We start from the raw sequence: 20,425 nt of genomic DNA, 5'->3' as shown, positions 1-20,425 counted from the left end.
AATTGGTTATTTATGTGTTTCTGGGAGTACAACATTTAAAATTAATGCTGCAATACCGCCTGTTGCTACGCCGGAACTAAAAATATTTTTAAATAATTCTGGCAGATGCTCCAAAATTTGTGGCACTTGAGCAACACCCAAGCCTAATGCAAGTGAAATCGCAATAATTAAAAGAGCACGGCGGTCTAAATGAATTGATGAAAGAATATTAATACCTGAGGCAGCAACAGCGCCGAACATTACCATAACTGCTCCACCTAATACGGCTTGTGGAACAGCTTGTATTACACCAGCTACAGCAGGGAATAGACCTAATAAAATGAGTAAAGCAGCAATCCAGATTCCTACATAACGACTTGCTACACCAGTTAATTGGATAACACCATTATTTTGGGCAAACACAGAGCTTGGGAAAGTATTGAATAGGCCAGCAAGTAATGAATTTGCACCATTTACTAACACACCACCCTTAATACGTTGCATCCACTGAGGACCATCTACAGGTTGGTTTGATAGTTTACTGGTTGCCGTCACGTCACCAATTGCTTCTAAAGAAGTAACCAAATAAATAAATGCCATTGGAATAAATAAGCCCCATGAGAAGCTTAAGCCAAAATGCATTGGTGTCGGAATTTGAATCACGGGTGCATCTTTTAGACCAGAGAAGTCTAGATACCCCATAAAGCCGGCAAGAATGTAGCCAATCACTAAAGCAATTAAAATAGCTGAACTTTTAATCCAGACAATACGAATACGGTTTAGGACAATAATAATAGCAAGAACCGTACACGACATTATAAGGTTATCAGCACTGGCAAAAGTATGGTCCTGCATGGCTTGATAACCACCGCCCATACTAATCAAACCTTCTTTAATGAGCGTTAGACCAATCAGGAGTACCACAATACCTGTCACAAGGGGAGTAATTAGCTTTTTTACCCATGGGAGAATTTGTGATACGCCCATTTCAATAAATGAACCTGCAATCACAACACCAAAAATAGCAGCCATAACTTGATTGACTGGTGTACCTGCAGCAACCATTGCACTGCCAATACCGATAATCGGGCCAATAAAGTTAAAACTTGTACCTTGAACAATAAGTAAGCCTGCACCAAACGGACCAACTTTTTTACATTGTAAGAAAGTCGCGATTCCTGAAATGACCAAAGACATTGATAAAATCATATTGGTTTCATTTCGTGGAACGCCTAATGCTAAGCAAATTAGAAGCCCGGGGGTAACAATCGGGACAATAATTGCAAGCAAATGTTGAAAGGCTGCCAAAAAAGCCACGAACGGTTTTGGTCGGTCATCTAGCCCATAAACGAGGTCAAGACGGTCTTGTGATGGTTGATTGGACATGGGAGTAAATACGCCGCAATTTCGCAAATTGGCGCTATTCTAATCGAGATACCTATCTTTACAAAACGAAATACAGACTATTGGAAAATTTTTTTGTCAATGTCAATAAACTGTCACTACTCAAGAGTAGTGTTTTTCTGTATAATTTGCCCTCAAATTTTAGGCGTTTCGAATTTTCATGTCAGATATCAAAAATCTCCGTAATATCGCAATTATTGCGCACGTCGACCACGGGAAAACCACACTTGTCGATAAACTACTTCAGCAATCAGGTGCTCTCGGTGACCGAGCAGGCGAGATTGAGCGTGTCATGGACTCGAATGCGCTTGAAAGTGAACGTGGTATTACCATCTTAGCGAAAAATACCGCTATTACTTGGTTAGACAAACGTACAGATACAACTTATCGTATCAACATCGTGGATACCCCAGGACACGCCGACTTCGGTGGTGAGGTAGAACGTGTAATGTCGATGGTTGACTGCGTACTACTTCTTGTTGACTCACAAGAAGGCCCAATGCCACAAACTCGCTTTGTGACTCAAAAAGCCTTTGCCCGTGGTTTAAAACCAATCGTGATTATCAACAAAGTTGACAAGCCAAGTGCTCGTCCAGACTGGGTAATCGATCAAGTATTTGATTTGTTTGATAACCTTGGCGCAACTGATGAGCAACTTGATTTCCCAATCGTTTATGCATCAGGTTTACGTGGTGTAGCGGGTCCTGCTCCTGAAGAGCTTGCAGAAGACATGACTCCGTTGTTCGAAACGATTGTAGACATCGTTGAGCCACCAGCTGTTGATGTTGATGGTCCATTCCAAATGCAGATTTCATCACTTGACTATAACAGCTTCGTAGGTGTTATCGGTGTTGGTCGTATTCAACGTGGTTCTGTAAAACTAAATACTCCTGTTACTGTAATTGACAAAGAAGGCAATACACGTAACGGTCGTATCTTAAAAATCATGGGTTACCATGGTTTAGAGCGTATTGATGTTGATTCTGCATCTGCGGGCGATATCGTATGTATTACTGGTATTGATGCACTTAACATTTCTGACACGATTTGTGATCCGAAAAATGTTGAAGCATTACCACCTTTATCTGTAGATGAACCTACAGTGTCTATGACTTTCCAAGTAAACAACTCTCCGTTTGCTGGTAAAGAAGGTAAATTCGTAACTTCACGTAATATTCGTGAGCGTCTTGATCGCGAATTAATTCACAACGTAGCTTTACGTGTTGAAGATACTGACAGTCCAGACCGTTTCAAAGTATCTGGTCGTGGTGAACTTCACCTTTCAGTTTTAATTGAAAACATGCGTCGTGAAGGCTTCGAATTAGGTGTATCACGTCCGCAAGTAATCATTAAAGAAATTGATGGTGAAAAACAAGAACCTTACGAAAACGTAACGTTTGACGTTGAAGAGCAGCACCAAGGCGCTGTAATGGAACAAATGGGTCACCGTAAAGGCGAAATGACCAATATGGAAGTTGACGGTAAGGGTCGTATCCGTATTGAAGCAACTGTTCCTTCACGTGGTTTAATTGGTTTCCGTTCTGAATTCTTAACCATGACCTCTGGTACTGGTATTATGACTTCAAGCTTCTCTCACTATGGTCCTCTTAAACAAGGTACTGTTGCGAAGCGTCAAAACGGTGTGTTGATTTCTATGGTTCAAGGTACATGCTTGGGCTATGCATTATTCAGCTTACAAGACCGCGGTCGTTTATTCGCTAAGCCACAGTTAGAAGTTTACGAAGGTATGATCGTAGGTATTAACTCTCGTTCAGACGATATGGTTGTAAACCCAACTAAAGCGAAACAGTTAACTAACGTTCGTGCGTCTGGTACTGATGATGCTTTAACTTTAACACCTGCAATTGAATTCACGCTTGAACAAGCTCTTGAATTTATTGAAGATGACGAGTTAGTAGAAGTTACTCCAAAATCAATTCGTATCCGTAAGCGTTACTTGACTGAAAATGAACGTAAACGTAACCGTGATAAATAATTTTTCTTAAATGAAAAAGAAAAACCGCTAAATTCGTTTAGCGGTTTTTTATTGCTTACTGGTAAAGCTGAAAGTAAACTTAAAGTCATATTTTTCTTGTAAGCAAATATGTTGTTAAAGTGTGAAATAGCTTTCTTTTTTGGAAAAAAATATTAAATTATCAATATCATGGCGAGTACTATCTAGACGGATAAGAGGCCAGTGAAAAAAGAAAAATATGATGTGTTCCTCCCCCCTACATCTGGAGATGTTTAGATGAGTATTATTCAAGAATTTAAAGAATTTGCCATTAAAGGCAATATGATGGATTTAGCCATTGGTGTAATTATTGGTGGTGCTTTTGGCAAAATCGTAGACTCGTTAGTAAAAGATATCATCATGCCACTTATCACTGTAATTACTGGTGGTGGTGTTGATTTCTCGCAGAAATTTATCGTGTTAGGTGCAAACCCTAATAACTTACAATCTCTAGATGCCTTACAAAAAGCAGGTATCAATGTATTAACTTATGGTAACTTCCTGACCATTTTAATTAACTTCCTGATTTTGGCTTGGGTTGTGTTCTTAATGGTGAAATTATTAAACAAACTTCGCCGTGATAAGAATGAGCCAGAAGCTCCAGCTGCAACTCCAGAAGACATCCAATTATTACGTGAAATTCGTGATGAGTTGAAAAAACAAGCTTAATAAAAAGTATTTAAGTATAAAAAACGGTACCTAGTGTACCGTTTTTTATTACATAGCATTTTATACTGGACTAGAGATATTGATAAACTTGCTAAATCACAGTTAAGTTTAGCTAAGCAGATAGAACAAGGACATAAATTAATGAATCAGCTTTTTGTATATGGAACTTTATGCCCTAATAAAGCAAATGCTCATATTTTAGAGCAGATTGGTGGTAACTGGACAAAAGCGAGTGTACGAGGAGTGATTCATATTTTAGATTGGGGACCAGACAAAGGCTTAAAGGCCTTAGAATTAGATCCAGAAGCAGATTGGGTAGAAGGCTATTTGTTTAGCACAGAAAAGTTAGCAGAAAACTGGCAAATGTTAGATGATTTTGAAGGCTTTCAATACCAACGCGTGACAGCAGATATAAAATTAGAATCGGGTGAGTATGTTAAAGCCTGGACATATCAAATCAATATGCAGGCTAAAGCTCCCCACAATTACAAGTAAAATGCTGAAATCAACGTAAGCCAGTCATTCTGAATTTAACTTCTAAGAGATGATAGCCAAACTGGCTTTTGATTGGACCTTGTAATACACGTTCAGCAGCCGTAAAAACTACTTTGTCAATGACAGGCACCAATTGCCCTTTTTTGACTTCACCAAGTTCACCACCACGTTTTGCCGAATTACAGGTGGAGTATTGCTTGGCAAGTTTGGCAAAGTCAGCACCACTTTGTAGCTTCTTTTTCAGCTGTTCGGCTAAGTCTTTATCTTTGACTAAAATATGTCGGACAATTGCTGTTTGCATGTTGTCTTCCTCCAAAAAATTAAGGCTTTCTCAGCTTTTTAAGTGGTTGGCACTGTGGGCAAAATACGCTGGCACGCTGACCGAGTTTTAAGTTTTCTAATGTGGTTTCACAGTTAACACACATTTCACCGGCACGACCATAAGCGAGTAAAGTCTGTTGAAAATAACCATTTTCACCCATGGCATTGCTGTAGTCTCGTAAAGTCGAGCCGCCTAAATCAATTGCTGACTTTAAAATTCGCTTAATCTCAACAACCAGTTTCTCAATCTGTTGCATGGTTAAATCACCAGCGGGCTGTGCTGGATGAATGCCAACATTAAACAAGCTTTCAGTTGCATAGATATTGCCAACACCAACCACTACATGATTATCCATGAGTGCAATTTTTATGCCGACAGCTTTGTTTTTAAGTTTAGAAGCTAAATATTCTGCATGAAAGTCAGTACTTAAAGGCTCTGGCCCTAAAGTGTCAATGAGTTTTCCTTGAGTTTCAGGGTTAAGCCAAAGAATACAGCCAAAACGACGTGGGTCATGGTAACGTAACTGCTGATCTTCAAATTGAATAATGAGATGATCGTGTTTTCTCAATTCATCGTTTGGTTGACACAGGCGAAAACTACCTGACATTCCTAAATGCCAGAGCATTTGATCTTGTTCAAACTCTGCCAAAATATATTTTGAACGTCGATTTAACCCAATGAGACGTTGCCCAACAAGTTTCTGAACATTATCTGGTATAGGCCAGCGTAAGCTAGGATTGCGTACTTCAACACTTAGAACTTTTTGATTCAATAAGGGAAATAAACTGGTTTTGGTGGTTTCGACTTCGGGTAACTCAGGCATGCCAACTCGCAGAATTAACAGATATACTGGATTAATCAAGTATAACGTGTGGTATGTAATATTTCAGAGAATACTATGTCAGATATTTTACCATTAAGCTGGTTTCAACGAGAAACTTCGGAAGTAGCATATGATTTAATCGGCTGCGTATTATGTAAGCGACAGCCTGATGGACAAGTTATCCGCTGTACAATTAGTGAAACAGAAGCTTATTTGGGCGTTCGCGATAAAGCCTGCCATAGCTACAATGACAAACGTACCGCACGAACAGAGGTGATGTATCGCCATGGTGGTACCATTTATGTCTATTTAATTTATGGCATGTATGAAATGCTCAACATTATTACTCAAACAGAAGGTGTACCTGAAGGAGTGATGATTCGATCAGCATTTTTAAATAGTGCTTCAACTAAAAAAGAATATAAGCTTTTGGCTGGACCCGGCAAACTGACGCGTTATTTAGGCATTGATCGGACTTTAAAAGGCCAGACTTTGGGTGAAGAATCTGGACTATGGATTGAAGCAGCCACTACACAGCCAGAAGTGGTTTTAACGCCACGTATTGGAATTGATTATGCCGAGGAGGCAAAAGACTGGCCTGAACGGTATTGCTGGAAAGATCATCCATCATTAAGTCGATAATTCTCATCTGGCAAACAAATTTATATGGCAAAAAGAGCGTTCCAGATTTACAACAATGTAGACCAAATTCTATATCCAGACAAGACACTGCTTTTTGTTATCATAACTACAATATAAATAAAGGAAATAAGCATGTCCTTATTACGCTTAGACCGACTTCATTACTGTATTTTGATGAGTATGGGCTGTATTTCTAGCCCACTTGTTTGGGCCGAAGACTTAAATTCAGACGTTGCCAAATTGCCAACTTTACATGTGGAAGCGACACGTACTGACACCGGTTATTTACAAACACCAGCTTCGGTTTTCCGAATCGAGGCACCTCAAGTGGATAGTTCTTCACAAGTAAATTTAACTGAAGTTGTGAAGGGCATACCGAGTTTACAGATTCGTAACCGTGAAAATTATGCGCAAGATCTACAGCTATCTATGCGTGGTTTTGGTGCACGTTCTACGTTTGGTGTCCGTGGTATTCGTCTTTATGTGGATGGTATCCCTGCAACAATGCCAGATGGGCAGGGCCAAACATCTAATATCGACTTAAGCAGTTTAGATCATGTTGAAGTTCTAACAGGGCCTTTTTCTTCACTTTATGGAAATTCATCAGGCGGGACTATTTTAACTTCTACTAAAGAAGGGCAAGGGAAAGACTCAATTGAGCTGAGTTATTCGGGTGGTAGCCATGATAAAAGCCGAGCAGGACTTGTGCTACAAGGTGGGGCAAAAGGGGCGAATGAACCAAGTTATATTATTAGCTCATCATACTTTGATACCGACGGTTACCGCGAACATAGCGGTGCAGAAAAAGTGTTAAATAATGCAAAGCTCAGCTGGAATCTTGATGATGGTAGTAAAATCAACTGGGTAACCAACTATGTAAAAATCCACGCCGATGATCCGCAGGGTCTAACGCATGATCAGTGGAATGCAAATCCAAAGCAACAAGTTCCATTTTTAAAGCAATTTAATGTTCGTAAAGATATTGAACAAACCCAAACGGGCGTGACATGGTCTAAGCCGATTAATGACAAAAATGAACTCTATGCCATGGCATATTTAGGCAATCGTCAAGTCACACAATATCAATCTATTCCTAAGTCCACCCAAGAGGCGAGCATAAACCATGCCGGTGGAGTCATTGATTTTGAACGTAATTATTATGGCGCTGATTTCCGTTGGACGGGTAAAGAGTTACTTCCAAATACCACGCTAAGTGTCGGTGTTGCACTTGATGCAATAGATGAAGATCGTAAAGGTTTTGAAAACTTTAATTTAGTAAATGGTCAACCTTCTTATGGTGTCAAAGGTAATTTACGTCGTGATGAAGACAATACTTTATGGAATATCGATCCATATTTACAAGCTTCATGGCAGTTCTTATCTACATGGCGTTTAGACACGGGTGTTCGCTATAGCAATGTCCACTACAAATCTAAAGATAACTATTTAAGTAATGGTGATGATAGTGGTAAGACGGATTACGATAAAGTTTTACCGTCGGTCGCTTTAAGTTGGCAAATTTTACCTGAACTCATGGCCTATGTAAGTTATGCCAAAGGTTTTGAAACACCAACTTTTACTGAAATGGCATATCGACCTGATGGTCAAAGTGGTTTTAATTTTGATTTAACAGCTTCAACAAGTGATACCTATGAAACAGGTTTAAAGTCACAAAACCAACTAGGTGATTTTACTTTGGCAGTTTTCCAGACTAAAACCAAAGATGACATTGTTTCGGCCGGTAACTCAAATGGCCGATCAACGTTCCGTAATGCAGATAAAACCTTACGTGAAGGCGTAGAATTTGCATGGAATAAAAAGTTATGGCGAGACTTAACAGCTACCGCAAGCTACTCGTATTTAGATGCAACCTTTGATGCTGACATTCCAGCATTAGGAAATATTGCTCAGATTTCCTCAGGAAATGCCATACCGGGTATTGCCAAAAACCAAGCTTATGCCTCTTTGGCATGGCAGCCATCGCACGGTCTATATGGTGGTGTAGATGTACAGTATATGGACAAAGTATACGTGAATGATACCAACAGTGACGCAGCACCGAGCTACAGTGTAACTTCAGCAAATGTTGGTTATGCATGGGTAATTGGCGATTGGAAAGTCAATAGCTTTGCTCGTGTAGATAACCTCTTTGATAAAAAATATGCAGGTTCAGTGATTGTAAATGACGGTAATAGCCGCTATTTCGAACCTGCTGATGGACGTAACTGGAGTGCAGGTTTACGTGTAATTAAACAATTCTAGGAATTAAAAATGGCAAAATTATTTGAAACGGTTAATTTCGATTCACTACAACTGGTCAATAGAATTGTAATTGCCCCAATGTGCCAATATTCGGCAACAGATGAAGGCGAAATTACCTATTGGCATGAACAGCAATGGGCAAATTACGCGTTGTCTGGAGCTGGGCTATGTATTGTGGAAGCTACAGCTGTACAGGCGGAAGGTCGAATTAGTTATGCAGATCTTGGCCTTTGGAATGATCAGCAACGTGACCAGATCAAAACTTTATTGGGAAAAGTTAAAACACTTTCTCCTATGCCATTTGGAATTCAATTAGCTCATGCTGGACGTAAGGCATCTACTGAAAAGCCTTGGTTGGGTAAAGGCCAAATTGCAAAAGATCAGCCACATGGTTGGCAAACAGTTGCTCCAAGTACAAGTACTTTTTCGGTTCATGATGCAGCGCCACATGCTTTAACCATTGCCGAGATTAAACAAATTCAACAAGACTTTGCAGCTGCGGCAAAACGTGCAGTTGAAGCAGGCTTTGAGCTAATTGAGGTACATGCTGCTCATGGTTACTTGCTACACCAATTCTTATCGCCAATCGCCAATCAACGTACTGATGAATATGGTGGCTCTTTAGAAAACCGTATGCGTATGACGCTAGAGGTACTTCAGGCGATTAAACTTGCTGTTCCCGAAGGTTATCCGGTAGGGGTACGTTTATCTGCAACAGACTGGATGGATGGCAATGAGCAGTGGGATATTGAGTCTACGGTTGGTTTATCAAAAGCCTTAGAGCAGTTAGGTGCGGCCTATATTCATGTCTCTAGTGGTGGTTTACATGAGCATCAAAATATTACCATTGGAGCCGGTTACCAAGTTCCTTTCGCGGAACAGGTTAAAAAACATGTAGCTATTCCTGTGATTGCGGTAGGGCTTATTACTGACCCACAGCATGCTGAACAAATTTTAGAAAACCAGCAAGCTGATGCCATTGGTCTTGCGCGTGCAATGTTATATGACCCACGTTGGCCGTGGCATGCTGCTGCTACATTGGGTGCAAAAGTCAAAATTGCTCCTCAATATTTGCGTTGCCAACCACATGGCTTAAAACAGCTTTTTGATTCTTTTTAGTTTTTAATATTCGGGCAAATTAAGATTTGCCCGTTTTTCTTTTGAAATGAGTGAGGAAGTAGTCTGTGGTTTTTCAGGTAATTTTACCAATTTTGATTTTATTATTGATGGGGTACTGTAGTGTCCTCATTAAACTGGTAACACCTGAACAAATTAAGGCTCTGAGCGCATTTGTTATTAAAATTTCTTTACCTGCTTTTTTAATCCAATCTTTAGCCAATAAGAACTTACAAGATATTTGGCACCCTGCTTATTTTATTGCTTATGGTGGCGGCTCTTTAATCTTGTTTTTTGGGGCTTTTATCCTTTACCGCAAGTATTTTAAAAATAGCCTGACACATAGTGCAGTCATATCGATGGGCGCTTCTATGTCAAATACAGGTTTTATGGGTACAGCGATTCTAACCATGCTAATGGGGAGTCATGCTGCAATCTATATATCTTTAACCTTAATTATCGAAAATTTATTAATAGTTGCTTTAATGCTCATTTTGGCAGAAGCGGGTTTGCATCAACAGCAACAGCTTTTGCCTTTACTGAAAAAAACATTCATGAATTTACTTAAAAACCCTGTAATTATTGCAATTTTAGTTGGGATGAGTTGCATTTTGCTAGATATTCATCTGCCTTCAAAACTTGGACAAGCCTTAGAACTTTTAGGAAGAACAGCTTCGCCTCTAGCATTATTTGCTATTGGTGGCAGCTTGGTTGGTATTGGTATTACCGCCGTGAATTTCCAAAGTATATTGTTGGCTGGATTTAATGTCATCCTTATGCCTGTTGTGATTTTTGGGCTGTTCCTTTTACTGCCAAACGTGAGCCAAGAGATGTTATATGCTGGCACTTTACTTGCTGCGCTGCCAATGCCGATCGCTTTTGGTATTTTTGGTCAAGCCTACGGTTTAAATGAAAGAGCATTAACCCCCTTAATGATTAGTACCATTATTGGCTTTATGGGTGTGAGTGGGCTTATTGCCTTGTGGTGGTAAAAGAAAAGCCCCATGTGGGGCTATTGTCTCTTTACTATTTTTTAGGAGCTGGCTGCGTAGGAGCGGCGGCAGCTTGTTTATTCTTCTCAGCAATAATTTTTTCGACCGAAGCTAAAGATTCTCTAGCATTAGGAACATTTTGCTTAGCAAGCTCAGTAAAGATCTGTTTTGCTTGAGGCAAGTTCTGAGGAATGATATTGCCATTCGCCATCATGGTTGCTAAAGCCATAGATGCAGGTGCATAACCCTTTTGGGCAATTGTTTGTAAAGCTTCAATGCCTTGGCGTTTCATTAAAGGATTTTTATTTTCAACCCCTTGGCTAATATCATAAAGCGCTTTGACCTGAATAGCAGGGTAGTTTCCTTTTCTAATCAAAGGCGCTAGCTTTTGTAAAGCAATTTGGTGAGATTGAGGTTTTTTCTGTGCAAATAAAATAGTCGCTATTTTGACAGTTGCATCATCAGAACCTTGAGCTGCTGCCTTTTGAATATATTGACTGAATTTATTGCTATCTTTGGCAACACCTAATTCACCAGTCTCATAAATTTGTGCAAGCGTGTAACTCGCTTGAGCATAACCTTTATTTGAGGCATCTTCATAATATTTCAGAGCTTTGGCATTATCTTTGGCAGTGCCTTGGCCCATTTGTGTCATATAGCCTAAGTTATAGATAGCTTGAGCATTTCCTGTTTGTGCAAGACGTTGGACTTCTTGAAAAGCAGCAGGATAATTTTTTGCTGCGTATAGCTGCTCAGCCTGTTTAAATACATCGTTTTTAGCTGCAGATGTCGTAGTGTCTGCTGCAAATATTGATGAACTTGAAATGGCAATTAGACTGGCGATAAGTAATCTCTTCATTTCTTTTTAACCTTTTACTTTGTAGCTACATCATTCCATCGATGTATTAGCTCAATTCAATTTCTCATCATAAATATTGATGGGCGAAAGTAAACAGCCGATTTGTATATAAAACGATGTCTATAAAGCAAACTGTGGAGAAAAGTAATATGCCACTCTACTTAAGAGAATGGCGTATTGGATTATTTTACTGACTGTAATAATGCTTCAATCTGTTTTGCATCACTTGGTACGCCAGAGATTCTTTGACCATCTTGTAAGAACAGAGTTGGTGTGCCATCTATATTTAATTTCTGGCCTAAAGCAATATTTTTCTGAATTGGACTTGTACAGCTTTTGCTAGCCGCTGGCAATTTACGGTTAAGCATATAATTTGTCCAAGCTTCTGAAGGGTTTTTAGAGCACCAGATTTGATTAGAAACCTTTTCAGCATTTGGATGTAAGCTGGTCAGTGGATATAAGAATATATATACCGTTACGTTATCCACTCCAACCATATTTTGTTCTAGACGCTGACTGTAAGGGCAATCAGGGTCACTGAAAATATAAAGAGTACGCTCTCCTTTACCTTTGACGTATTTAATTGCCTGATTTAATGGGAGACTTTTAACATCAATTTTACCCAATTCGGCAATTCGCTCTTCTGTCATATTTTTTTGTTGTTTGATATCAACTAAATTGCCTACAAAAAAGTATTTTGCATCTTGATTGGTATAAACAATACGGCCACTTGTATAGACTTCATAAATTCCAGCGACAGGTGACTGATAGACACCTTTTACAGGGAGGTCTGGATAATTTGTCTTCAGATTTTGTTCAAGTGTTTTAACATCAGCATGAGCAGAACCGAAAAAAGCCAAACTCAACATGAGTGTAGCAAGTTTAGTTTTCATATTTTTTCTCTTAGATTACAACGTGGATTATGATGGCATAGAAAACTTAAAAAATTGATGCCCTAATTTAATGAATTCATTAGAATTTTGTATCTATAGAAAAGCCCGCAGATTTATCCACGGGCTTTTAATTTATTAAATATAATTATTGTGGTCTAGCAACATCACCACTTAAAGCTTCTGGTAAATCTAAAACTTGAAGACCTAATTCTTGAAGGGCGGCGGGTTTCGCAACAACTAAGGCAATATAACCGTCAGTAGTTTGGGTACTATTAACCACTTCTACGTCATTGTGCAGTTGAGTTGCTGGAGCAGGTGCATCACCTGTACCTTGAACTAAATGCAACCAGTGTTTTGGTTTTGCTTTAAACCAAAGGCGCGCCACAATTTCTTGACCTAAGTAACAGCCTTTATCGTAATTGACGCCTTCGCGTTGATGTAAACGTAATTCTTGTGGCTGAAACTCATGTTCAGTCGCTTGAGCAATCCATGCTTGACCTGTCATGATGGCTTGTTTTTGCCATTCGGAAATATCAGTTTCTGTAGAGCTGAACTCAGTATGGCCATTCACAACTTTTGGGAATACAGCACCTTGTTCACTTAAGGTCATTTTTGAAAAAGCACCATATTTTTTAATGTGCTTCGCGAATTCTTCAGCTTGATCTTGAGTGACAATAATGTCAAAACTTTCTGCATTATTCTTTTTTAGCCACAAGCCAAAATGGATGCGGCCTTTAAGATCACAAATGGCTGTATAGCGTGTTTCATTTTCAGCTAAACGTTCAGTATCTACAGTCACTTGGCCTTGTAAAAACTTTTGTGCATCTACACCGTTTAATGCATATGAGGAGAAAGCGAGCAGACTCATGATTAATCTCAAATTCAATATGTTTCTTTATGATTGCTGACTATTTTGCTCCATTTTTACTAAAAAATCAGCCATAGTTTTCGTAATTTACTTTTGTATAAAACAATAGGTTTAGGTCAAAAAAACACCAAAAATATACGTTAAATGAAATTCTACGGTTTAAGCTATTCAACATAATTTTTATAACTTAAATGGACTTAAAATAAGGAGAAGACAATGGCAACAGGTACAGTAAAATTACATCGAGTGTTTAAGGCACCAGCTGAACGAGTTTATCGTGCTTTTCTTGACCCAGATGCTTTAGTTAAATGGATGGCACCTCACGGTTTTACCGCAAAGGTTCATAGTTTTGATGCAAAAGTAGGGGGCTCATACAAAATGAGCTTTACCAATTTCTCAACCGGGTCAACGCATTCATTTGGAGGTACTTATGTTGAGCTCGTTCCCAATGAATTAATTCGTTATAACGACCAATTTGACGACGCAAATTTACCTGGCACGATGCAGGTCACCATTACATTAAAAACAGTATTGGTCGGCACAGAAATACACATTACCCAAGAAGGAATACCTGAAGTTATTCCTGTGGAAGCATGCTATTTAGGCTGGCAAGAGTCTTTATCTTTATTGAAGTTGTTAGTAGAAGCCGATATTCCAGATCAATAATTGTCTTTTTAATCGAGACTTAAGTAAAAAGTGAGTAGAAGAACTACTCATTTTTTTATTTTTAAACACTATCAAAAATGAACAAAATATTGAATGATCATATGAAGCTCAATGTGTTAAGCCTTCTTGTGAGATAAAGATATGGATATACAAATTAAAAGAATTTATGACGATGTAAGCGGTGATGACGGTAAGCGAATTTTAGTTGATCGACTATGGAGTCGAGGGATTAGCAAAGAAAATGCTCATTTAGATGTATGGTTAAAAGAAATAGCTCCTTCAACTGAACTTCGTAAGTGGTTTCATGCAGAGTCTGCAGAACATTGGGATGAGTTCAAACAACGTTATTTAAAAGAACTAGAAACCAACCCTGCAGTTAAAGAGTTATTAGAAATCGTTTCACATCATAAAGTCACACTTTTATATTCGGCTAAAGATGTGGAACATAACCATGCGATTATTTTAAAAGAATACTTATTAGAAAAGAGCAAAAGTTAAATATATAAATTTTTTTTTGGTAAAAGTCTTTTATTTAAAACTTTAAAAAATGAGTCATATCTCGCATAATATACTTTTTGAGATTTTTTTTATGTCTTTGCCAAACTGTCCAAAATGCCAATCAGAATATACATATCAAGACGGCGATTTATTAATTTGTCCAGAATGCTCACATGAGTGGAAAGAAGGGGAAGCTTTAGTAACTGAAGAGCAAGAAGTGATTAAAGACGCTAATGGAAACGTTTTGGCGGATGGCGATAGCGTTACTGTAATTAAAGATTTAAAAATTAAAGGTTCTTCTTCAGTTGTTAAAGTCGGAACAAAAGTAAAAAGTATTCGTTTAGTTCCAGATGCAAGTGATGGTCACAATATTGACTGTAAAATTGATGGTATTGGTCAGATGAAGTTAAAATCTGAATTTGTAAAAAAAGCTTAATTTGTTAATTTTAATTACATTTTGGTAGAGATCGCAGGTGTGATCTCTACCTTTTTACATTTCAACATCCTTATAATTTTATTACGATAATGTATAAAAAGTAGACTATTCAAAGCTTAATAGCTCATTTATATTGTCATTAAGAAGAATTAACTTTCGTCCAGAATAATAACGAAAGTCATACCCACACCAACAAAAAAACGAGGTTCATATGGCAGGATGGTACGAAATTACACAAGCGAATGATGGACAATATCGCTTTGTACTTAAGGCTGGTAATGGCGAAATTATTTTAAATAGTGAGCTATATAAAGCGAAAGCATCAGCAGTCAATGGTATTGAGTCAGTTCAAAAAAATAGTAGTGACGATGCGCGATATGATCGTTTAACTGCAAAAAATGGGAAACCTTACTTCAATTTAAAAGCTGCAAATCATCAAATTATTGGTTCAAGCCAGTTTTATGCCAGTGAAGCTTCACGAGATAAAGGCATTGAATCGGTTAAAAACAATGGATCTTCCACAACGATTAAAGACTTAACAGTTCAGGCATAAAATTAAATTAAAAAAAGCAGCTTCTAAAAGCTGCTTTTTTATTTATGTATTTATTAACGCGCTAATTTAGCTAAAAGTTCTTCTTTAGTTAAATTGCTCGCTTCAGCATCACGGCGACCTTTATATTCAAAAGTACCAGCATCAAGACCTTTTTCACCAATCACAATACGATGTGGAATACCCATTAATTCAAGGTCAGAGAATTTAACGCCCGGACGTTCGTTACGGTCATCAAGTAATACGTCAAAGCCTTGGGCTTGAAGTTCTGCATAAAGCGCTTCTGCTGCTTCAAGAGTACGTGGTGATTTGTGTGCATTCATTGGAACAATTGCGATTTCAAAAGGAGCAATCGCTTGTGGCCAAATAATTCCTTTGTCATCGTAGTTTTGTTCAATGGCAGCTGCAACTACGCGTGTCACACCAATACCATAACAGCCCATTGTTACTGTAAATGGTTTGCCATCTTCACCGAGAACTTTACATCCTAAAGCTTCAGAGTATTTAGTACCAAGTTGGAAAATATGGCCCACTTCAATACCGCGTTTAATTTGTAGTGTACCTTTACCATCTGGAGATGGGTCACCTTCAACCACATTACGTAAATCGAAAATTTCAGTAATCTGTGCATCACGTTCCCAGTTTACGCCTACAGCATGTTTGTCTGCCTCATTTGCACCAGCAATGAAGTCAGAAAGAACAGATGCAGCACGGTCAACAATTACAGTGATGCCTTTTTCAACTAAACCTTGTGGACCAGTGAAGCCAGCAGTTAAGCCAAATGCTTGAAGTTGTTCTTCTGTGGCAAACGCGAGAGGAGCGGCTACTAAAGGATGCTTCTCGGCTTTAATTTCATTCAGTTCGTGGTCACCACGTAAGAATAGGGCAACGACAGGTACATTGCCTTTCTCATCAGCAACGCCTTGAACCAATAAGGCTTTTACAGATTGTTTAGGGTCAGCATTTAAGAACTGGCAAACATCAGCAATTGTTTTTTGATTTGGTGTTTCAACCAATTTAAATTCTTGTGTAGGCGCTGCACGCTCACCCACTAAAACAGCTTCAGCCATTTCAACGTTTGCTGCATAATCAGATTCAGTTGAAAATGCAATGTCATCTTCACCACTTGCAGCTAATACGTGGAATTCATGTGAAGCTGAACCACCAATTGAACCTGTATCTGCTTGTACTGGGCGGAAATCTAAACCTAAACGAGTGAAAATACGGCTATAGGTGTCATACATCACATCATAAGTTTCTTGTAATGATTCTTGAGTTGCATGGAAAGAATAAGCATCTTTCATGATGAACTCGCGTGAACGCATTACACCAAAACGTGGGCGGATCTCATCACGGAATTTGGTTTGAATTTGATAGAAATTTACAGGAAGCTGTTTATAACTTTTTAGCTCGTTACGTGCTAAATCGGTAATCACTTCTTCATGTGTAGGACCAAGCACAAACGGATTGTCGTGACGATCTTTGAAACGTAATAATTCAGGACCATATTGTTCATAACGACCTGATTCTTCCCACAAGCTTGCGGGTTGAGTTACGGGCATGAACACTTCCATAGCACCTGAACGGTTCATTTCTTCACGAACAATGGCATCAACTTTTTTAAGCACACGTGTTCCCATCGGCAGCCATGTATATAAACCAGATGCCAATTTACGAATCATCCCCGCACGTAACATGAGCTGATGTGAAATCACTTCAGCATCGTTTGGGGTTTCTCTCAACGTTGCAAATAAAAAGCGGCTTGCGCGCATGGAAAAAGTCCTAAAAGTTAAGCGTTATAAAAACGCGGATTATACGATAGTCGCTGCATTATGACATGAATCGTCGGGTTTGACGCAGCATAAAGTTTTTCAAGTCATCCAGATAAGTGAAAATGACGGGGACAACCACAAGAGTCAATAAGGTAGAGGTAATGACACCCCCAATTACAGCATGAGCCATTGGTGCACTTTGTTCACCACCTTCACCTAGACCTAGAGCTAATGGAACCATACCCATCACCATCGCACTTGTTGTCATCAAGATTGGGCGTAAACGGGTTTTGCCTGCTTGTAAAATAGCATCATAACGACTTATCCCATCTTCCATCGCTTTTTTAATAAAGTCGATAAGCAAAATCGCGTTTTTGGTTACCAGCCCCATCAGCATAATAATGCCAATAATTGAAAATAGATTTAGGGTACTCCTAAATAAGAATAAGGCCAGGAAGACACCAATCAGGGACAATGGTAAAGATGCCATAATCGCAGCAGGGTGAATAAAACTATTAAACTGAGAACCCAACACAATATAAATAAATACAATCGAAAGGGTAATTGCCGTTAACGCATAACCCGCAGATTCAGCCATATCGGCATTTGCCCCTTGAGTATCAAAGGTATAACCAGCTGGCAATTTGAATGCTTTTTGCATTTTATCGATATCTTGACCGATATCCCCACTTGGACGTCCTGAAGTGTTTGCTTCAATTAAAACTTCACGTTCAAGGTCACGTCGGTTAATTTGCGAAGCTCCAAGTTTTTCTTGGGTTGTGGCTACGGCGCTTAATGGAACTAAAATATTTTGCCCATTTGCATTGGTTTTATTCGAGTTGAGATATAGGTTCTGTACATCTTGGGGAAGCACACGTTTATTTTCATTTAAACGGATATTCACATCATAAGTTTCGCCGTCACGATCTTCCCATGTTGTGACATTGTCACCTGCAATGAGTGGTCGAATCGCATTCGCAATTTGAGAAACAGATAAACCTAAATCACTGGCCAGTACACGGTTAATATGTACACCTAAAGTCGGTTTAGGTTCTTTTAAAGAGCTTTCTAAATCGACCACACCATCAATTTTTTCCATTTCAGCCATGAAACGATCCGAGATTTTTTGTAGTTCATTTAGATCAGATCCTTTAATAGAAATCATGATTGGCTTTTGACCACCAGACACTGAGTCTTGAGCAGCAGCGACTGAAGTCACTCGGATGCCAGCTACACTTTGTAAACGATCACGGAACTCATTGTTGAGTGTTGTCAGGTCTGCGCTACGTTCTTGTTTTGGTTTTAAGGTGATTCCTAAACCTGCATGGTTTTTACCGGAGTCGACTTCACTGTTAACCACTCCATAAGTAGAAACGACATCAGGGAATTGCCTAATAATCTGATCAACCTGATGTAATTTTGCTTGGGTATATTCTAAAGAAGAATCAACAGGGGTTTCGAACTGAATACGAATTTCACCTTTATCTGGTGTAGGTACAAATTCGGTTCCGATCATTTTTGATAAGCCTAATGCCACAACCAATGAAACAATTGCAATAATGACCGTGATGAAACGAAAGCGTAAGGCAAGCTTTAAAAGCTTTTCATAGATGTGCGTTAGGCCATCTAATAGATTAGAAATATAGTTAAAGAAACGTTGCAGTCGACTTTCTTTTTTCTTTACAGGATCTTTCCAGTGTGCGGAAAGCATTGGGTCGAGTGTAAAGCTGATGAACATGGAAATAAGAACAGCCGTACTTACAGTTACCCCAAATTGATAGAAGAAACGCCCAATTAAGCCTCCCATAAAGGCAACTGGTAAAAATACCGCCACAATGGTGAGTGTGGTTGCAAGTACTGCTAACCCAATTTCTTTAGTACCATCTAAAGCCGCGGTGACATGGTCTTTGCCGAGCTCTGTATGTCTAACAATGTTTTCCCGAACCACAATCGCATCATCAATTAATAGACCAATACTCAGTGACAGGGCCAGCAGTGTCATCATGTTAATGCTAAACCCAAATGCCCAGATGAATGTTAATGTGCCAAGTAGGGTAATCGGTAAGGTTAAACCGGTAATAACTGTAGAGCGGAAAGAACCTAAAAAGAGTAAAACGATTAAAACTGCTAAGACTGCTCCTTCAATAATGGTACGAACAACGTCTTTAATTGAAGCACGAATACCTTTAGAGCTGTCAGCGACGACTTTATAATTCAAACCCGCAGGCATTTGAGCTTTTAGCTTCTCTAAGGTCTGATAAGTCTTGTCAACAACCTGAATTACATTAGCATCGGAACTTTTTAAAATATCGACAGAAACCGCTGTTCTTCCATTATAAAAAGCACTTGATTGCAGTTCTGCTTGAGTATCTTCAACGGTTGCTACTTGTTTTAGAAAAATAGGGGAACCATTTTTATTAGCAATAACTAAATCACCAAATCCAAGAGGATGGATGACTTTTGATTGAATCTGAACAACTAGTTCAGAATTCTTTTGTTGTAAGGTTCCTGCAGGTACTTCTATATTTTCATTTTTTAGGGTGTTAATGACCTGATCAATACCAATACCATAACTTTGTAATTGTTCAGGATGAACCTTAATCCGAATTTGACGTTTAGCATCACCTAGTAAATTGACATTACCCACACCAGAAACAGTTTTAAGCTGAGGTACAATTTTTTTGTCTACATAGGAGCTTAATTGAGCCAAGCTCATGCTGTTCGATTCAAACACGACTGACATAATTGGGCTAGATGATGGATCGTAGCGTTGTACAATCGGTGTATCAATTTCATCGCGGAATTGGGCAATAACTGGAGCAATTTTGTCGCGAACATCCTGTGCTGCAATAGCCGAAGACGTATCAAGATTAAACTCTGCAATCACCATCGAAAGCCCTTCACTTGAGCGTGAAGTAATTTGTTTAATACCCGAAATGGTATTGATTTGATCTTCGAGTTTTTTGGTAATGTCCGATTCAACTGCTTCAGGTGAAGCACCCGCATATTGCGTAGTGACGACTACGAATGGGAAATCAATATTTGGAAACTCTTCCACGGTCATACGTTTCCAAGATGCTAACCCGAGTACCATTAGACTGAGCATCATCATGATGGTAAAAACGGGGTACTTCACACTAATTCGGGTAAACCACATAAGCTATT

The 20,425-nt window shown here is 38.9% G+C and carries 19 protein-coding genes; 11 read left to right on the top strand and 8 right to left on the bottom strand.

From position 1 onward, the window contains the following. Window positions 1–6: 6 nt before the first annotated feature. Window positions 7–1,365, bottom strand: coding sequence for a uracil-xanthine permease family protein (locus EGT34_RS08100; protein ID WP_000070856.1), 1,359 nt, complete (start codon window positions 1,363–1,365; stop codon window positions 7–9). 178 nt (window positions 1,366–1,543) lie between these two features. On the opposite strand from EGT34_RS08100, the gene typA reads away from it, so the two are divergent. From typA to EGT34_RS08085, 3 genes are all read left to right on the top strand, one after another. Continuing rightward, window positions 1,544–3,379 (top strand): translational GTPase TypA, encoded by a 1,836-nt coding sequence (typA, locus tag EGT34_RS08095; protein ID WP_001280092.1) that lies wholly within the window; start codon window positions 1,544–1,546, stop codon window positions 3,377–3,379. 255 nt (window positions 3,380–3,634) lie between these two features. Beyond that, window positions 3,635–4,066: a large conductance mechanosensitive channel protein MscL gene (mscL, locus tag EGT34_RS08090; protein WP_000022555.1), complete on the top strand. Its 432-nt coding sequence runs from the start codon at window positions 3,635–3,637 to the stop codon at window positions 4,064–4,066. A 141-nt stretch (window positions 4,067–4,207) separates the two neighbouring features. Further along, window positions 4,208–4,561 (top strand): gamma-glutamylcyclotransferase family protein, encoded by a 354-nt coding sequence (locus tag EGT34_RS08085; RefSeq protein ID WP_001984816.1) that lies wholly within the window; start codon window positions 4,208–4,210, stop codon window positions 4,559–4,561. Between the two features lie 10 nt (window positions 4,562–4,571). On the opposite strand, the gene EGT34_RS08080 is transcribed toward EGT34_RS08085, so the two are convergent. Both EGT34_RS08080 and mutM read right to left on the bottom strand, forming a co-directional pair. Further along, window positions 4,572–4,862: a peptidylprolyl isomerase gene (locus tag EGT34_RS08080; RefSeq protein WP_001192454.1), complete on the bottom strand. Its 291-nt coding sequence runs from the start codon at window positions 4,860–4,862 to the stop codon at window positions 4,572–4,574. Between the two features lie 19 nt (window positions 4,863–4,881). Beyond that, the gene (mutM, locus tag EGT34_RS08075; protein ID WP_001114564.1) at window positions 4,882–5,706 is read right to left on the bottom strand and encodes a bifunctional DNA-formamidopyrimidine glycosylase/DNA-(apurinic or apyrimidinic site) lyase; all 825 of its coding nucleotides are present in this window, start codon (window positions 5,704–5,706) and stop codon (window positions 4,882–4,884) included. Between the two features lie 75 nt (window positions 5,707–5,781). On the opposite strand from mutM, the gene EGT34_RS08070 reads away from it, so the two are divergent. From EGT34_RS08070 to EGT34_RS08055, 4 genes are all read left to right on the top strand, one after another. Next, window positions 5,782–6,348: a DNA-3-methyladenine glycosylase gene (locus tag EGT34_RS08070; protein ID WP_001280163.1), complete on the top strand. Its 567-nt coding sequence runs from the start codon at window positions 5,782–5,784 to the stop codon at window positions 6,346–6,348. A gap of 132 nt (window positions 6,349–6,480) precedes the next feature. Further along, window positions 6,481–8,610 carry a TonB-dependent receptor family protein gene (locus EGT34_RS08065; RefSeq protein ID WP_000055224.1) on the top strand — a complete coding sequence of 710 codons (2,130 nt, stop codon included), beginning with the start codon at window positions 6,481–6,483 and terminating at the stop codon, window positions 8,608–8,610. Window positions 8,611–8,619: 9 nt separating this feature from the next. Beyond that, window positions 8,620–9,729 carry an NADH:flavin oxidoreductase/NADH oxidase gene (locus EGT34_RS08060; protein WP_001096154.1) on the top strand — a complete coding sequence of 370 codons (1,110 nt, stop codon included), beginning with the start codon at window positions 8,620–8,622 and terminating at the stop codon, window positions 9,727–9,729. 65 nt (window positions 9,730–9,794) lie between these two features. Then, window positions 9,795–10,718, top strand: coding sequence for an AEC family transporter (locus tag EGT34_RS08055; protein ID WP_000231853.1), 924 nt, complete (start codon window positions 9,795–9,797; stop codon window positions 10,716–10,718). 34 nt (window positions 10,719–10,752) lie between these two features. Here EGT34_RS08055 and EGT34_RS08050 read toward each other — a convergent pair whose 3' ends face one another. The 3 genes from EGT34_RS08050 to EGT34_RS08040 all read right to left on the bottom strand — a co-directional run bounded on the left by EGT34_RS08050 (window position 10,753) and on the right by EGT34_RS08040 (window position 13,338). After that, on the bottom strand, window positions 10,753–11,577 hold the full coding sequence (locus EGT34_RS08050; protein ID WP_000825959.1) for a tetratricopeptide repeat protein: 825 nt from the start codon (window positions 11,575–11,577) through the stop codon (window positions 10,753–10,755). A 182-nt stretch (window positions 11,578–11,759) separates the two neighbouring features. Continuing rightward, window positions 11,760–12,470 carry a DsbC family protein gene (locus EGT34_RS08045; RefSeq protein WP_024437250.1) on the bottom strand — a complete coding sequence of 237 codons (711 nt, stop codon included), beginning with the start codon at window positions 12,468–12,470 and terminating at the stop codon, window positions 11,760–11,762. A 145-nt stretch (window positions 12,471–12,615) separates the two neighbouring features. Next, complete coding sequence (locus EGT34_RS08040; protein WP_000054208.1) at window positions 12,616–13,338, bottom strand: YgfZ/GcvT domain-containing protein; 723 nt, start codon at window positions 13,336–13,338, stop codon at window positions 12,616–12,618. 216 nt (window positions 13,339–13,554) lie between these two features. Here EGT34_RS08040 and EGT34_RS08035 point away from each other — a divergent pair, with 216 nt between their 5' ends. The 4 genes from EGT34_RS08035 (at window position 13,555) to EGT34_RS08020 (ending at window position 15,491) form a co-directional block, all read left to right on the top strand. Continuing rightward, entirely contained in the window at window positions 13,555–14,004 is a 450-nt protein-coding gene (locus EGT34_RS08035; RefSeq protein WP_000190594.1) for an SRPBCC family protein, read from the top strand. Window positions 14,005–14,145: 141 nt separating this feature from the next. Beyond that, a complete protein-coding gene (locus tag EGT34_RS08030) occupies window positions 14,146–14,502 on the top strand; it encodes a DUF488 domain-containing protein (protein WP_000354385.1) in 357 nt (118 codons plus the stop codon). 91 nt (window positions 14,503–14,593) lie between these two features. Then, window positions 14,594–14,938 carry a zinc ribbon domain-containing protein YjdM gene (locus EGT34_RS08025; protein WP_000056785.1) on the top strand — a complete coding sequence of 115 codons (345 nt, stop codon included), beginning with the start codon at window positions 14,594–14,596 and terminating at the stop codon, window positions 14,936–14,938. A 211-nt stretch (window positions 14,939–15,149) separates the two neighbouring features. Continuing rightward, entirely contained in the window at window positions 15,150–15,491 is a 342-nt protein-coding gene (locus tag EGT34_RS08020) for a YegP family protein (RefSeq protein ID WP_000929502.1), read from the top strand. 53 nt (window positions 15,492–15,544) lie between these two features. Here the strand turns inward: EGT34_RS08020 and EGT34_RS08015 are convergent, their stop codons facing one another. Together EGT34_RS08015 and EGT34_RS08010 are read right to left on the bottom strand one after the other, a co-directional pair. Beyond that, window positions 15,545–17,260 (bottom strand): proline--tRNA ligase, encoded by a 1,716-nt coding sequence (locus tag EGT34_RS08015; protein ID WP_001202758.1) that lies wholly within the window; start codon window positions 17,258–17,260, stop codon window positions 15,545–15,547. Window positions 17,261–17,318: 58 nt separating this feature from the next. Next, complete coding sequence (locus EGT34_RS08010) at window positions 17,319–20,417, bottom strand: efflux RND transporter permease subunit (protein ID WP_024437249.1); 3,099 nt, start codon at window positions 20,415–20,417, stop codon at window positions 17,319–17,321. Window positions 20,418–20,425 lie beyond the last annotated feature (8 nt).

The organism is Acinetobacter sp. FDAARGOS_558, from assembly GCF_003937785.1.
Taxonomy (GTDB): domain Bacteria; phylum Pseudomonadota; class Gammaproteobacteria; order Pseudomonadales; family Moraxellaceae; genus Acinetobacter; species Acinetobacter baumannii.
This window is presented reverse-complemented; position numbering and strand designations above follow the sequence as displayed.